We start from the raw sequence: 14,131 nt of genomic DNA, 5'->3' as shown, positions 1-14,131 counted from the left end.
GTCTATTCTATATGATAAAATTAGGAGTTTTAGATTTTGGGAGAAGGGGCGATTTAAACAGTCTGGAAATCATAGAGCAAATTATTACGTATGCTTCACAGGCAGAAGAATTTGGATTCAATAGATTTTGGCTTGGAGAGCATCACTTACCAATCCCTAATGTTTCATATACCAATCCCGAAATTATAATTTCCTTAGTAGCCGGAATGACTGAAAGTATTTTAGTAGGATCTGCAGGGTCTCTAATCTCTATGCATTCTCCTTATACTGTTGCAACAAATTTCAGACTGTTAAATAATATTTACTACAAAAGAATAGAACTGGGACTTGCCAAAGGCGCACCGGAAAGCGTAAAAGTGATGGAGCTTACCAATGATAAGCTGCTGACTATCCCACAAAATGAAATTTTTGAGGAGAAGCTTAATGCCATTCTTGGCCTTTTCAATAATGACGAGTATAATTTAAAAGAAAATAAGCTTGTCATTCCACCTTACGGAGGTGTAAATCCAGAAATCTGGTATCTTTCATCAGACTTTAAGTATCTGGATCTTGCTATTGCCAAAAATCTTAACTATTGTGTTTCGACCTTTCATGGAGCCGGGAAAAAACTCTCAGCTACCAAAGATAAGCTGAATGATTTTAAAACTGTTTTTTCTGAAAAAAATGGGAGAGAAGTTAAAATTGTTCTATCCATTGCCTTTTGCACAGACAATAGTCAGGCTCTGCAAGACCAAAACCCCAACCAGCACCCCAGTGAAAGTTTCAATATTTTAAACATAACGATTGAAAACCTGTCGCATATCATTGAAGAATATCATGATGAATATGGAGTAGATGAATTTGTACTGTATGATACCTCAGCCACCAATGAGACCAAAATATTAAATCTAAAAAAACTAAACACCATTTTCTATTCTGATGAAAAATAAATTAAAAATATTAAATACCGTTTTTTGCAGAAAATCATTATACACTTTAAACGACTTATTGAAGCTGCCCCGTCATAAAAATGAACTCAATACATTCATATATCAACTTTATAATGATTCTATCTTTAAAGACGCTGTATTTTTAGCTTCTCCTGAATTATTTTACAGATGGAAATCTGCAATCGAAGCGGATATTTCGAATGCTAATACAGACAAAAGTAAAGAATTCAGAAAATTAGCTATTTCTATTTTAAAATATTATATAAGAATTTGCTCTAGAGCTACCCCTTTCGGATTATTTTCAAGTTATTCCATCATTGATTTGGAAAAAGAAGTACCCACTACCAATAGTAGTGGAAATTTTATTCCTTTCTATAGCATAGATCTCAACATTGTATTTAAAATACTCAGAAAAATAAATAACAATCAGGATATAATCAAACAACAGGATTATGTTATTAATAATACATTGTACAATATAGGAAAAGACTACAGATATGTTGAAGTAACCCATTCTAACGAAGACTCCAGAGACTATATTTTAAATTCTTTTGAAAGAAATGAGGTCCTTGATTTAATTATCAATGAAACGAAAATCCCGAAATCCTTTGCCGATTTAGTATCATTACTCCTTGATAGTGTTGACGCTATAGAAACAGAGCAGGCTGAAGAATACCTTTCTTCGTTGATTGATGCTCAACTGCTCATTGGAGAATTTCAGCTTTATTTAAATCATGAAAAACCGCCTTTACAGCAGATAATTGATCTATTTGAAAAAAAAGAATCGTTGCTGTATGATCCAGAAATCAATGTACTGTACGAAAAAACAAAAAAAATCAATAACAGCTTATCCTTAATGGAAAAAAAAGAAATAGGGAACAACATTCAATATTATGAAGAAATCTTCCATATATTGGATGAGTTAGACATTACATACAATAAGAAATTTGTGATCAACTGTAACTTAAAAAATACGGATACCATACCTGCAATACCAGAGAAAACACAAAAAAATATAAGAGAAGCAATAGAAATATTATCCTTATTAACCGCTTTAAAACAAAAGTCCCATAAAAAATTGGATGAATTTAAAGAAAAATTCACTGAAAGGTATGGAGAGAATCTGATGCCTTTAAATATTGTTTTGGATAATGAAATAGGAATAGGATACTCAAGCAATTCGAATAATGCCATCCAATCAGACCTGGTAAAGAAAATACAGGTAAATATGGAAGGCTCTGAAGACCAACAAATAGAACACAACTCAAAAATAAAAAGAATATGGAACAATATTCTTGCTAAGGCAAAGTATAGCAAACTCTCTGAAATTGATCTTAGTCATGATGAATTCCGTAATTTAATTCAGACAGAAAAAAGAGAAGATAGTATTAATTTACCGGACAGTTTGCATGCCATGATATCTGTTGTTGATGACAAAATATTTGTTAAAGGGATAGGGGGAGTTAGTGCTTTAAATCTCATTGGCAGATTTACATGTTTCGACCCTGAAGCTGCTGCTCTAGCTTCTGAAATCAGTAAAGCCGAGAACCAAAATAATGCGAATGTTATTTCAGCAGAATTCGATTATATTCCAGACAATAGAAGCAGTAATCTTTTGGTCAGGAATATAAAACGGGAATATACTTTAGGATATATTTCTAAGAACAGTACAGTGTCTCATATAGACTTAGACGATATTTACGTAGGATTGAGATTTGGAAAAATAGTATTATGGAGTGACAAGCATAAATCGATGATCAAATTATATAATTCGCATGCTCATAATTTTTATATCAACTCTATGCCGATTTATCATTTTCTGTGTGATCTGCAATGTCAGAATGTTACTGAATATCTTCACATAAATTTTGACCAGCTTATATTTTTATACAATAACCATTTTCCCAGAATCAGCTGGAAAAACCTTATTCTTTCCCCTGCTACCTGGAGAATTACAACCTCTGAGCTAAAGTACCTGTTTCCTCAGAAAAATGAGGAAGACCTCCTTTCTTATTTTAGTAAGATAAAAAGCTATTATCATATTCCACGATATGTCTATCTTAAAGAAGCAGGAGATAATCAATTATTGATAGATACCGAAAACAAAATTTTACTGGAGATATTACATGATGCCATCAATGAAAAAGAAAGCTTGATACTGATTGAAGTTCTTTATAATCTTAACGATAAAAAAATACATGATAACGAATACATTTTTCCGATAATTAATGAAAAAAGCAACAGCAGTCTGAAAGTTGTATCTCCTAAAAAATCTTTAAAAAGGAAATTTATCCCTACGAATGAATGGGTATTCTTTAAAATATATTTAGGGATTGAAACGGCAAATAAGCTCTTGGTAACCGCTATTCCTTCTCTTATTGAAACGTTAAAAAAGAAAAATTTGATAGAAAAATGGTTTTTCATCAGATATTATGACCCGAATTTTCATATCAGGCTTCGATTCCAGTATGACAACAATAAAACAAAACTGTCGAATATACTGTTTATTGTCAATCAGAAGCTTAAATATTATTCAGATACCCATTATATCTCAAAAATAGATATTTCAACCTATGAAAGAGAAGTAGAAAGATATGGCTATAATTTAATAATCAATGCTGAAAATTTCTTTACCATGGATAGTGAGATTATTATAGAGCTTCTAAGGAGAATTAAAGCAGACGCTGCCGGAGATGAAAGATTAAAATATTTCATTTTAATAAAATACATTAATCATTATCTCAATTTTTTACAGCTGTCCCTAGATACAAGGATTAATTTATTTGGCAATTTATACAACGCATTTCAGACAGAATTTCAAGCCAGTAAAAAGACTAGAAAAGATATTGATTCTATTTACAGGCAAGATTTTGAACATCTTTCAGAATTTCTTCATCATAGAAATGAATACGATGAGTTCATAGAAAATACTATCAGCATGTTTGCCCCGGACATCAAAAAGTTTATGGGAAGAACAGATATAATTACCAGTTTTATACATATGACAATTAATAGATTTGCAAAAGTGGAGCCCCGAAAAAATGAACTCCTGATCTACGGAGTTCTTGAAAAACATTACAGAGCAATGAATGGAAAATTAAATTTAAAAGTATGATTTTCTTACCTCAACATGATCAGATGGATTGTGGCCCTGCCTGTCTCGCTATGGTGGCAGCCCATTACGGAAAAGAATATAGTGTACAGTATTTGAGAAATATTAGCTATATTACCCGGGAAGGAGTCTCCTTGCTCGGAATAAGTGATGCTGCCCATAAAATTGGCTTCAAAACGATGGCAGGGACATTAAAACCTGAAAAGATTGATCAAAATTTTTTACCTCTTATTCTTCACTGGAATCAGAATCATTTTGTAGTCCTTTACAAGGTTTCAAAAAATATATTTAGTGGCAAAAGAATATACAAAATTGCCGATCCAGGGCATGGTTATATTTCTTTATCTGAGGAAAAATTTAAGCAGTCATGGATCTCTATAGGAGATGAAGGTGTTGCTTTATTCTTAGAACCTACAGAAGAATTTTTTCAGCAGACTCCGCCTAAAGAAGAAAAACTTTCGGTAGCCTATATGTTTAATTATCTTAAACCTTTTAAAAAACAGATATCCTGGATGTTTCTGTTGCTGCTGCTGGGAACACTTACCACCCTAATATTTCCCTTCCTGACTCAGAAATTAATTGATGACGGTGTGACCAAAAAAGATCTGTCTATTATTACTTATATCTTATTAGCCCAACTGACATTTTTTTTAGGCAATATTATTTTTGGAATTTTCAGAAACTGGATTATGCTGGTTGTAGGTACAAAGATCAACATACAAATTATTTCTGATTTCCTCAGAAAACTATTGAAACTTCCTATCCGGTTCTTTGATACGAAACTAATGGGAGATTTTAACCAAAGGATTCAGGATCATGAAAGAGTTGAAAGTTTTCTCACTTCACAAAGCTTAATCACTTTATTTTCAATAATTACTTTTTCTGTTTTTTTTGGGGTACTATGGTATTACGATTATAGAATATTGCTGGTTTACATGACTTTGACTGTGTTCTCCGTGGTCTGGTCTTTGTATTGGATGAAAAAACGCAAAATGCTGGACTATTTTAAATTTCAGCGAAGAAGTGAAAACCAAGAATCAATTTACGAAATGATCAATGGCGTATCAGAAATGAAGCTCAACCAATTCGAAGATTTTAAACGAAACGAGTGGAATAAAATCCAACAGAAACTTTTTAAAATTAATATCCGTATTCTAAAGCTGGATCAGATTCAGCTTTCCGGGTTTGAATTTATCAATCAGATAAAAAATATCATGGTTACATTTCTTGCCTCATCATTTGTGGTACATGGAAATATGACTTTGGGAGCCCTTTTGAGCGTATCTTACATTATTGGGCAGATGAATACTCCGGTAAGCCAGCTAATCACTTTTTTCAGGTCATTACAGGATGCAAAATTAAGTTTAACCCGATTAAATGAAGTACAAATTCATCCTGAAGAAGAACAAGAAAATCATGTTCCATTACTCAGTGAAAAATATACAACACAGAACGGAATTGAAAAAGGAATTTATTTGAAAAATGTATCATTTCAGTATGAAGGCCCCAAATCACCATTTGTACTTAAGGATATCAATGTATTTATCCCAGAGGGAAAAGTCACTGCTATTGTTGGGGCAAGTGGTAGTGGCAAAACCACTCTGATGAAAATGTTGCTTAAATTTTATGAACCCGTCCAGGGTGATATAGAATTTAATAACTTGAATATTAAAGATATTTCTCCCGAGAATCTACGGAAAAATTGTGGCGTTGTAATGCAGGATGGTTTTATATTCTCTGATACCATTGAAAGAAATATTGCAACTGGTGACGAAAATATTAATTATGAAAAGCTTGAAAAATCACTTTTTATTTCTAATATCCAATCTTTCATAGAAAAACTCCCTCTCCATTTAAATACTAAAATTGGCACAGCGGGCAACGGTATTTCTGGAGGGCAAAAGCAAAGAATCCTGATTGCAAGGGCAATCTATAAAAATCCTCATTATATTTTTTTTGATGAGGCAACCAGTGCATTGGATTCTGAAAATGAAAGAACTATACATGACAATTTACAAGATTTCTTTAAAGAAAAAACTGTTGTCATTATTGCCCATCGTCTATCTACTGTGAAAAATGCAGATCAGATTATTGTATTAAAAAATGGTGAAGTAGTAGAACAAGGCAGCCATCAACAATTGGTTCAAAATAAAGCAACTTATTTTAAATTAGTGAAAAATCAACTAGAACTTGGAGAATAATATGGATAAACTGTAAGTCTCCCTGAGATCTGGACGGGACTTGAACCCGCGACCTGCGCCTTGACAAGACGGCATTCTAACCAGCTGAACTACCTGATCATTTTTTTAAAGTAAAATGATAAAACTCTTGCGATCTGGGCTGATATAACCTCGAGTCGATTGTCGTTGTAAATCAGAATGTTAGATAAATTTTACTATCCCGAAAGGACTCGAAACATCTGATTTTTTATTTTCCATATTTGGACTCTTGCAAATAATCTTTAAAATATCTGTTTGAGTGAAAAACTCTGGTGCAGATATATAGAGTTTTTCCTATTCTACAATAAAAAAATCAAGCTAATTTTCAAATTTTAACCTTGATAATAAAAAAGAACTGATTATCACTTGTAGAATCCTGCAAAATTACGACCCAAATCCTGACCAAACTGACCAGGGTATTCCTGGTCAAATTGAACACCCCAAAAGTCAAAAACATGTCTAAAGAATAACTTCGCAAAAAAGCGAGTTATGGCAAACAAAAGTTTACAATTTGTTATAAAAGTGAATTATGCAAAAAAGAGTATTGTTTTTAACGAATAAAAGTAATGATGCAATTCATCTGAAAGTCCACCAGAAAGTATTTTTTTCTAATGACATTTAGGGTTTGATTTATTTTGTATCATTATTTATATATTTGCAGATATTATTTGTATCAAATTTTTTACTCAAATAACATAAGCCTTTCTTTTATTTAAATAAATAAAAAATGACTCAGCTCAGTTTGTTCCATTCAGAAGATTTATATGAATTTCCGAAAGAGCTTCTGGAATACAAAGCGCATTTTCTGAATCAGGATGAAGCGGATGATCTTAAAAACCATCTGCTTGAAACAGTACCCTGGAAACAGCGTACTCAGAAAATGTATGATAAAACAGTTCTTACACCACGCTTAACAGCCTGGTATGGTGATCCTAAAACGGATTATCCATCAGGAAATGGTGAAGTAGACAATAACCTCTGGACCCCTGACCTTTTTTCTTTAAAAGAAAAGATAGAAGAAACATTCGGTTATAAGTTCAATTCTGTATTGCTGAATCTTTACAGAGATCATAATGATTCTGTTGCCTGGCACAGAGATAAAGAAAGCAGATACGGAAAACGTCCTGTGATTGCATCAGTAAGTTTAGGGCAGACCAGAAACTTTGATTTCAGGAAAAAAGACCATCATCAGAGTAAATACAGCCTGCCGCTTCCTCACGGTTCATTATTGATTATGAAAGGAGATCTTCAGGAAAACTGGGAACATAGGATTGCTAAGTCTGTAATCTCTATGAAGGAGCGTATTAATCTTACATTCCGGTTAGTTTGTAAAGAATAAAATACTTATTGTAGTGGATGAGTTAGGATATTCCATTTCAAAATAAAAAGACTGAAGTCCTTTCTTTTTCCACAAAAAAACTGCACCTTTGCCCCAACAATGGGGTGCTACAGATAAAAGTGGCTGAGATGATACCCAGGAATATACTTCCACACCTGATCCGGATAATGCCGGTGTAGGGATTGATTATTTATCATCTCATCATTTGATTTCTAATAATTAATATGATGCAGGACATTTTAAAACAAATTACCTTACCGGAATGGTTTGGAGTCTTATTTTCAGTCATTCAGGTTTTACTGGCCCGTAAAAACAATGTCAACAATTATCTTTTCGGAATTGCAGGCATTCTGCTTACGCTGTATGTGATGCTTACTTCAAAGCTTTATGCTGAATTTACCTTAAATCTTTATTATCTGATTATGAGTATGTACGGATGGCTGTACTGGAAATTCGGGAAACAGAAATCCGAAATGGAAATCTCCATTACCACCACCACAGAAAAATGGATTACAGGAGGAATTGTTCTGGGAACGTTTATCTTATTCTGGTCTTTTCTTACTTATTTTACCGATTCGGATGTTCCTGTTTGGGATTCTCTGGTGAGTGCTTTTGCCTGGGCAGGAATGTGGCTCATGGCAAGAAGAAAAATTGAAAACTGGGTGATACTGAATGTCAGTAATATCATTTCCATCCCTTTGATGATTCATAAAGAATTATATCTATATGCTGTTTTAACGTCGTTTTTATTTTTAGTAGCAATTTCCGGATATATAGAATGGCAGAAAATTATTAAATCCAAAGCCAATGCTGAGTAGTAAAGAGATCAGACACGAACTTCATGGAGCTTCTCTAATTTCTGATGAGGTAATACAATATATTCATAAGGAAGGATTACTTAAAATCTGGGTTCCCAAAAAATATGGAGGACTCGGCTATCGTTTTGAAGAAGGACTTAAAGCATTATTTGGCTGGGCTGAAACCGATGGAAGTTTCGGCTGGATGCTGACGCTTTGTGCAGGAGCGAATTATTTTTCCAGAAATATCAAACCAGAAGTAGCTCAGTTACTCTTTACCCATTCTGAAACCTGCTTTGGCGGAAGCGGAATGATTGGCGGAACTGCAGAAAAACAAGATAACGGCAACTATTTGATAAACGGTTTATGGAATTTTGCAACAGGAGCACCTCATCTGACCCATTTTACATTAAATGCCAAGGTTACGGAAAACGGGAAACCTATAATGGATAAAGACGGTAAGGAGATTATTCACTCATTCATTATTCCAAAGGAGCAGGCTCAGATTATCCCCAACTGGAAGTCTATGGGGATGAAAGCCAGCGGAACCTATTCGTTCACCATTGAAAATGTCATTGTAAGCGAAGATTACAGTTTTGTTTATGATACTTTTTTCACGAATGATATTCTGGACAGTATCCCGTTTCGGGTTTTTGCGGATCTGACGCTATTGGTCAATTATCTGGGAATGGCTTCTCATTTTATTGAAGAAGCAGAATGTATTCGTCCTGGGATCAATTTCAAAAATTTTGCAGAATCTGTTGAAAAGAATTTGGATAAAGTATTATATATTGCCAGAGAAGTAGAAAATATACTTGATGATCAGAAAGAAATTTCTGAGGATAAACAAAACGAGATTCATGAATATGGGGTAGAGCTGGTCCACAAATTATCCCATCATATCCTTACTGCTTATACACAGCTTGGAATCCGTGCTACAGATCCTTATTCTGCAGTTTATCAGGTGTTCTGTGACTATTTTACAGCGGCAATGCATTCCAATTTCAGACCTTCTGCTGATGCTCTTGATTTTTCTTTCTGAGCAGTGAATATTTCTGCTAAAGTCGGGTGATTTCTCTGGTCATTTTCAAAGGCACCTGAGAACGATAAGACTGTCTTGGGTTTCCAGGAAATTTTTTATCTGTAACATTGGGATGATTTTCGAAATTTTCTGTTGGTTCTGCAATAAGCAGCTTTACAGACATTTCTTTCTCTTCAAAGTTCATCCCTTGCAGACAAAGCTTGATCACAGGATTAAAAGAGATAAACTCTATGCTTTTTTTATACTATTGGAATTGTAGAATTTAAAAAAACAAACTTTCATAAAAAAAGAGCTGTAATTCAATGTGTTACAGCTCTTTTGTGGAGAATACGGGATTCGAACCCGTGACCTTTTGACTGCCAGTCAAACGCGCTAGCCAACTGCGCCAATCCCCCGTCTTTATTTTAAAGTGGTACAAAAGTAAGTATTTAATTGATATTTACAAATATTTTGTAGTTTTTATTGAATTGAATTAAAGGGGAAATACGCTCAGCGCAGTAAAAGCAACCATTTTCAATTGAATAACTTCTCAATTAATCCTATTCTTGTGTGAAATTATATTACAATCATGTAACTCTATACGGGAAGATTACTTCTATGGGATAGTACTATTACAGAACAGAGCAGCGCCTGAAGATTTTCAAAATTTCATAAAACCCCGGAAAATAGTAACGGAGACATTATCAATTTTTTTTAGTCTCTCGGTTGAACGTTTTCTATTGGATCTTTTTGATGCATTTATTTTTTCTTCTATGATTTTAATTTTCTGAAAAGAAAAAGCAGTATTAAACAATAGCCCCTTAATTAGGGCTAACCTTTTATAGTTTTATAGTTCTTTTTACTTCCTCCAGGAATTCCAACCGAATAAACTGGATTTGAAAAAAATAAAAACAGCCGCAATGAAAATATTGGGGCTGTCTTTTTGAAATCAAATATCAACTATTATAAAGATCTGGAGCGGGCAATATTAATAAGGTATACAAGGTGTGCGTACATGCTTCGCTTTACAGACTCTACTTTTATATCTCCGGTACTCTGGTTAATAGTAGTTACCAGATCTGTATTACATTGACCAGCAAAGTTTCCGTTTCCTAGGTAGTTGGCTGTATTGGTACTTGGATATGAGATTCTGGGATAGTCAGGTGCCGTTTGGTTAGCAACAGGAGCTGTGCCGGTAAAACCTTTATTATCAACATATCGGGCAGTCCAGGTGCCTAGAAACTGTCCGTTGCCGGTATTGATACCTTGTCCCACAATAATTTGAGTATCTACAGGACTGGTGAACCCAGCACAAGAGGAGTAATGGTTTACAGAAACGGTACAGGAAGAAGCATTGTCACCAGGTTGAAAGCATTTTCCTTCGTATACAGTGGATCTTTGTTCATTGGAAGAGGTTGATGTGTTTAGTATAGCCTTTGGCGCAAAAATTTCTTCTGGAGAAATAAGAGTTAAAACTCCCTGTGCATCTGCTGCAACAATTTTTTTTTCAGCATTTGAAAGTCCTCTTACTCTTACCAGGCCATTTACATCCAAAGTATGGCTCGGAGTAGATGTATTAATCCCAACTTGCGCTTTTGAGCTGCTACAAATAACAAATGCTGCTAAAAATAGTGTTTTTGTTTTCATGTAAATTTTTAAAAGTTTATTTTTTCACTAAGTTAAGAAATATCTTTAAAATAGAAATAAAAATAGCTTTAAATCAAATATTAATATAATTATAAACGAATATTGAGCTCATTACTATTATTTTTTAACCATATTTTTAGAATAAGTCAAATTTATAGACCTTGTATTTGTTTGAAAAATATTTGTATTTTAGCCAAAATATGTTGTTTTTTAATAAACATATTGGATGCTGATTAAAATTCAGATAATCTGAATAAAAAAATTAGTAGATTTGCACGGAACAAAAAAATAATAAATATTAAGAAACATTCTCTGTAACTGGATTTTTAGGAAGAAAGCGCAGGAGAATAACAGGATTTAGGTTATAAAACTACTGAAACTATGAAGAAACTTTTTTTACTTTTATTAACAGCGTTTTTATTTATCGGGTGCAGCTCTGATGATGATACTATTTATGATTATGTAGGAACATGGTCTGGTTCTTATGAAGGAGCAGATAAAGGAGTTTGGAATTTTGTGGTAGATGAGAGCGGCAAAGTAGTAGGGACAATGCATTCCGATGTGAATAATGAAAACTACAGTATTACCGGAAATTTAAGTGAGACAGGAGATCTTAACGCCAGAGTAGGGCTTCCTTCACAAGGAGATTTCAAAGGAACGTTAACGAAAGAAAAAAAAGGAAACGGAAATTGGTCCAACTCACTTCCAACACCTGCAATATCAGGAAGCTGGAAAGGAGAAAAGAAATAAAACAAGAAAGTCTGCAGAATCTACTGCAGACTTTTTTTATTTAAACAAATCCTATATGGGTAACCTTGTCATTTTCATTCTTTAATGTTACAAAATAGAGCAAAAGATCATTATCGGAAAAGTATTTTTTAAAAGACTTATCTTGTTGCTGATTCCAGCGGATTATTTCCTTACTACTTTCGATACTATAATTTTCAGAATCCAGTTTTAAAGTTAAAATCACTCCATGGTCTGATGTACAATGATCATTTTTATACAGAACATGATCTTTCATTGTTACACCATCAGAAAGATTATTAATTGCACCCCATTGAAATTCTCTCAGAATTTTTCTTCCTTCTTCAGTCTTTAAACCATTTTCAACCGTTCTTTTTCCTCTTTCAGAAAGTGTATCTAAATCTTTAATGATCGTCATTACCTTTGCAAACTTCTGGTAGAGGAGGGGATCACCTGCTTCTTTAATATATACTTCCAGGCTTTTCCTGATAATTTTCCCCATTCTGGAACAGTGGCCGAATTCAGAACTGTTCTGTCTCACTTTCTCATACGAAGGATTTTTTTTAAAGGCAGCTTTATTGAACCCGCTTTTCTTCCGAACCACATTTTTGCCATTCAGAGTATAAAATACCAGATCTCCCACCGCTCCGGTGATCTTGATTACACTTTCATAGGTTGCCATATCTTGAAAATAGAAATCAAATATACCAATAAATAATGAAAATCAAAATTTTAACTTATGTTTATCATATAGTTGTAGTATAGTTATTTTATAATTAAAATATAAAATGTATATTTGTGTATGTTTTGTTAATTAATTATAAATCAGAAGAGTATGGAAACGGGATTATTTGAACAAAAAATGAACATAAAGCAGATTGTTGCGGTATTAGCAGCTTCAGTCTTTATAGTATCCTGCGGATCCTCGAAAAGTGCTTCAGGAAGTAAAAAATCAAATACGAAAACCATTGCAAAAACCGAAAATCTCAGAAAGCTGGATTCCAAATTTAATGGTAGTGTTTCCAGATCAATCAATGATATTCTGAAAGATGCAGAAAAGTATATCGGGACACCTTATAAATTCGGAGGCAATACTTCGTCAGGATTCGACTGTTCGGGATTTACGGTAAAAGTATTTGAAGAAAATGATTTTAATCTTCCCAGAAGATCTTCTGATCAGGCCGAAGCCGGAAAGAATATTGATATAAGAGACGTAAAACCTGGTGATCTGTTGTTTTTTGCAACAGCCGGAGGAAGCAGAGTATCTCACGTGGGAATTGTTCATGATATTGGTCCTGACGGAGAAGTGAAATTTATTCATGCTTCTACCTCAAAAGGTGTGATCATCTCATCTCTGAACGAAAAATACTGGAATAAGGCCTATCTTCATGCTCAAAGAGTGTTGTAAATATTCTATCAATAGAAATGGGCTTTAGCCCGTTTAATCGAAAAAAAGAAATCAACCGGCTTTAGCCAAAACTTATATCATCATCTTCTTTAAACACCCCGTCAAAAATTCTTTGAATTTTCATCACTTCCGGAGGATAGGAATTTCTAAGCTTACAATTGCAAATTTCATCAATCCCAATAAAATCCCCAATCATTGCAATAGCATTGCATAACAAAACTTAGCAAATTTGCCCAAAACTATTATCATATGGCAGATTTCATCAGATTTTTTATCCCTTTTTACTTCATCATTTTCTTTTTGGTCTCATTTGTTGGCATTAGCTACAAAGTGGCTAAACAAATTGGAAAAAATCCTGACGTTCTTCCTAAAGATGATTCCGCATACGGACTTGTGGGATTGTATTTTAAGCTGATTTTATTTGCTTTGTTTATCTATACAATGCTACTTTTATTTTTTCCGAAAGAAATTTTCTCTGCTTTTAAAATCAATGTGCTGGAATATGATATTTTTCAGTACACAGGAATTATATCAATGATTTTTGCATTGACTTGGGTGATCATAGCCCAGTTACAAATGAAAAACTCATGGAGGATTGGAATTGATAACTCAGCAAAAACAGAACTTGTAACTCACGGATTATTCAGATTTTCAAGAAATCCCATATTCCTGGGAATGACCATCAGTCTTATTGGATTTTTCCTTGCTTTCCCTACTGTAATTGCTTTTGCTTTTCTTCTGACGGGAAATATTTTAATGCAGATTCAGATCAGGCTTGAAGAAGAGTTCCTTCTAAAGGAACACGGAGAAATTTACAAGACCTATAAAAAGACCGTGAAGCGTATGTTCACCTTTTATTAAAACACTGTCCCGTCCTAAAATAAGTTGACACTTAATCAACTTATATTATGA

12 protein-coding genes and 2 tRNA genes are annotated in these 14,131 nt (G+C 33.6%); 9 read left to right on the top strand and 5 right to left on the bottom strand.

All coding sequences use genetic code 11. From position 1 onward, the window contains the following. The first annotated feature begins 11 nt into the window (after positions 1–11). From EK417_RS04930 to EK417_RS04920, 3 genes are read left to right on the top strand one after another with little or no spacing between them, the layout of a single operon-like run. The gene (locus EK417_RS04930) at positions 12–929 is read left to right on the top strand and encodes an LLM class flavin-dependent oxidoreductase (protein ID WP_136521497.1); all 918 of its coding nucleotides are present in this window, start codon (positions 12–14) and stop codon (positions 927–929) included. Further along, a complete protein-coding gene (locus tag EK417_RS04925) occupies positions 919–4,044 on the top strand; it encodes a lantibiotic dehydratase (protein WP_136521496.1) in 3,126 nt (1,041 codons plus the stop codon). The genes EK417_RS04930 and EK417_RS04925 overlap by 11 nt, the downstream gene beginning before the upstream one ends. Continuing rightward, on the top strand, positions 4,041–6,242 hold the full coding sequence (locus tag EK417_RS04920) for a peptidase domain-containing ABC transporter (protein ID WP_136521495.1): 2,202 nt from the start codon (positions 4,041–4,043) through the stop codon (positions 6,240–6,242). Before EK417_RS04925 ends, EK417_RS04920 begins: the two co-directional genes overlap by 4 nt. A 25-nt stretch (positions 6,243–6,267) precedes the next feature. Here the strand turns inward: EK417_RS04920 and EK417_RS04915 are convergent. After that, positions 6,268–6,341 (bottom strand) — tRNA-Asp (locus tag EK417_RS04915). Positions 6,342–6,987: 646 nt separating this feature from the next. Here EK417_RS04915 and EK417_RS04910 point away from each other — a divergent pair. The 3 genes from EK417_RS04910 to EK417_RS04900 all read left to right on the top strand — a co-directional run bounded on the left by EK417_RS04910 (position 6,988) and on the right by EK417_RS04900 (position 9,438). Beyond that, positions 6,988–7,599 (top strand): alpha-ketoglutarate-dependent dioxygenase AlkB family protein, encoded by a 612-nt coding sequence (locus EK417_RS04910; protein ID WP_136521494.1) that lies wholly within the window; start codon positions 6,988–6,990, stop codon positions 7,597–7,599. A gap of 224 nt (positions 7,600–7,823) precedes the next feature. Then, entirely contained in the window at positions 7,824–8,417 is a 594-nt protein-coding gene (gene pnuC, locus EK417_RS04905) for a nicotinamide riboside transporter PnuC (protein ID WP_076597327.1), read from the top strand. Beyond that, positions 8,407–9,438: an acyl-CoA dehydrogenase family protein gene (locus EK417_RS04900; protein WP_136521493.1), complete on the top strand. Its 1,032-nt coding sequence runs from the start codon at positions 8,407–8,409 to the stop codon at positions 9,436–9,438. The genes pnuC and EK417_RS04900 overlap by 11 nt, the downstream gene beginning before the upstream one ends. 16 nt (positions 9,439–9,454) lie before the next feature. On the opposite strand, the gene EK417_RS04895 is transcribed toward EK417_RS04900, so the two are convergent. From EK417_RS04895 to EK417_RS04885, 3 genes are all read right to left on the bottom strand, one after another. Beyond that, complete coding sequence (locus EK417_RS04895) at positions 9,455–9,670, bottom strand: NAD(+)--rifampin ADP-ribosyltransferase (protein ID WP_083688907.1); 216 nt, start codon at positions 9,668–9,670, stop codon at positions 9,455–9,457. An 89-nt stretch (positions 9,671–9,759) separates the two neighbouring features. After that, a tRNA-Ala gene (locus EK417_RS04890) sits at positions 9,760–9,833 on the bottom strand. Between the two features lie 547 nt (positions 9,834–10,380). Then, a complete protein-coding gene (locus EK417_RS04885) occupies positions 10,381–11,064 on the bottom strand; it encodes a hypothetical protein (protein WP_076597323.1) in 684 nt (227 codons plus the stop codon). Between the two features lie 381 nt (positions 11,065–11,445). Here EK417_RS04885 and EK417_RS04880 point away from each other — a divergent pair, with 381 nt between their 5' ends. Next, positions 11,446–11,814: a hypothetical protein gene (locus tag EK417_RS04880; protein WP_110366091.1), complete on the top strand. Its 369-nt coding sequence runs from the start codon at positions 11,446–11,448 to the stop codon at positions 11,812–11,814. A gap of 40 nt (positions 11,815–11,854) precedes the next feature. Here the strand turns inward: EK417_RS04880 and EK417_RS04875 are convergent, their stop codons facing one another. Further along, positions 11,855–12,493, bottom strand: coding sequence for a hypothetical protein (locus tag EK417_RS04875; RefSeq protein WP_076597321.1), 639 nt, complete (start codon positions 12,491–12,493; stop codon positions 11,855–11,857). 153 nt (positions 12,494–12,646) lie between these two features. Here EK417_RS04875 and EK417_RS04870 point away from each other — a divergent pair, with 153 nt between their 5' ends. Together EK417_RS04870 and EK417_RS04865 are read left to right on the top strand one after the other, a co-directional pair. Then, the gene (locus tag EK417_RS04870) at positions 12,647–13,219 is read left to right on the top strand and encodes a C40 family peptidase (protein WP_136521492.1); all 573 of its coding nucleotides are present in this window, start codon (positions 12,647–12,649) and stop codon (positions 13,217–13,219) included. Positions 13,220–13,468: 249 nt separating this feature from the next. After that, a complete protein-coding gene (locus EK417_RS04865; RefSeq protein ID WP_136521491.1) occupies positions 13,469–14,080 on the top strand; it encodes a methyltransferase family protein in 612 nt (203 codons plus the stop codon). Positions 14,081–14,131: the final 51 nt, after the last annotated feature.

The organism is Chryseobacterium candidae, from assembly GCF_004916905.1.
GTDB classification, from domain to species: Bacteria; Bacteroidota; Bacteroidia; order Flavobacteriales; family Weeksellaceae; genus Chryseobacterium; species Chryseobacterium candidae.
This window is presented reverse-complemented; position numbering and strand designations above follow the sequence as displayed.